This window comes from Aneurinibacillus aneurinilyticus ATCC 12856 (assembly GCF_000466385.1).
Classification (GTDB): domain Bacteria; phylum Bacillota; class Bacilli; order Aneurinibacillales; family Aneurinibacillaceae; genus Aneurinibacillus; species Aneurinibacillus aneurinilyticus.
Genome location: NZ_KE952820.1, coordinates 1 through 1,551, shown reverse-complemented (window position 1 = coordinate 1,551; position 1,551 = coordinate 1). Strand labels below are relative to the sequence as shown.

The 1,551-nt window shown below is 54.6% G+C and carries 1 protein-coding gene; it reads left to right on the top strand.

Features of this window, described 5'->3' with window-relative positions:
• Positions 1 to 1,551 (top strand): L-glutamate gamma-semialdehyde dehydrogenase, encoded by a 1,551-nt coding sequence (pruA, locus tag HMPREF0083_RS15280; protein ID WP_021622439.1) that lies wholly within the window; start codon positions 1 to 3, stop codon positions 1,549 to 1,551.

Sequence of the window (1,551 nt, the reverse complement as noted above, 5' to 3'; positions counted from 1 at the left end):
ATGATTCCATACCGTCCCGAACCGTTTACAAACTTTGCTGACGAGAAAAATATGAATGCCATTAATGCAGCACTGGAGAAAGTATCCGCTGAACTGGGCCGCGACTATCCGCTGGTCATCGGCGGCGAAGCGATCATGACGGAAGAACGTCTCGTTTCTGTGAACCCGTCCGCGAAAAAAGAAGTGGTTGGCAGTGTATCCAGTGCGGATCAAGCGTTGGCTGATAAAGCCATGCACAACGCCGCTGCTGCGTTTAAGACATGGTCCCGTGTACCGGTTGAACATCGGGCAGGCTACTTGTTTAAGACAGCGGCGATGATGCGCCGCCGCAAGCATGAGTTCTCTGCCTGGCTGATGCTCGAAGCAGGAAAAAGCCGCGCGGAAGCGGATGCGGATACGGCCGAAGCGATTGACTTCATGGAATATTATGCACGTCAGGCGCTGGAGCTGAAAGACCGGGGCCAGCAAACGCTCGTCCGCCTGCCTGGCGAAGACAACCACTTGGAATACATCCCGCTCGGTGTTGGTGTCATCATTCCACCATGGAACTTCGCGCTGGCGATTGTAGTCGGAATGGTAACGTCTGCGATGGTTACAGGAAATACGGTCATTTTGAAACCGGCGAGCCAAACGCCGGTCATTGCGTATAAATTTTATGAGCTGTTAGTCGAAGCCGGCCTTCCAGCCGGGGTGGTGAACTTCCTGCCAGGCCGTCCGGATGTGATCGGGGACTACCTGGTTGAGCACAAGCTGACCCGCTTCATCAGCTTCACCGGTTCCCGTGCGGTCGGACTGCGCATCCATGAGCGTTCCTCCAAAGTGGCTCCAGGCCAAATCTGGATGAAGCGTCTTGTAGCGGAGATGGGCGGCAAAGACGCCATCGTCGTGCTGGATGATGCGGATATCGAATTAGCAGCACAAAACATTGTCGCGTCTGCATTCAGCTTCTCCGGCCAGAAATGCTCCGCGTGCTCGCGTGCGATTGTTCACGAAGCGGTGTACGATGAAGTAGTAAACCGGGTCGTGGATATCACAAAAGGGCTGAAAGTAGGCGACGTGCGCGATGCGTCCAATTACACCGGCCCGGTGATTGATGAGAAAGCGCTGAACAAAGTGATGGAATACTTGGAAATCGGTAAGCGTGAAGGTAAGCTGGTGGCGGGCGGCAAGCCAGCCGGCGATGAAGGCTTCTTCGTCGAACCGACGATTTTCGTCGATGTAGACCCGGATGCACGCATTATGCAGGAGGAAGTGTTCGGACCGTTCGTAGCCTTTACAAAAGTACGGGACTTTGACCATGCGATGGAAGTGGCGAACAATACGGAATACGGCTTGACCGGGTCCGTGTTTACCCGCAACCGCGAGTACATCGAACGTGCCCGTACCGAGTTCCATGTGGGCAATCTGTACTTCAACCGCAAGTGCACCGGAGCGATCGTCGGCGTGCATCCGTTTGGCGGATTCAACATGTCAGGGACGGATTCGAAAGCAGGCGGACCGGATTACTTATTGCAATTCACGCAGCCGAAGCTGTCGTCCGAGATTTTGTAA

What these genes read in the sequence shown, in the direction of transcription:
- pruA (WP_021622439.1), top strand. Translation starts at nt 1, where the DNA reads ATGATTCCATACCGTCCCGAACCGTTTACAAACTTTGCTGACGAGAAA.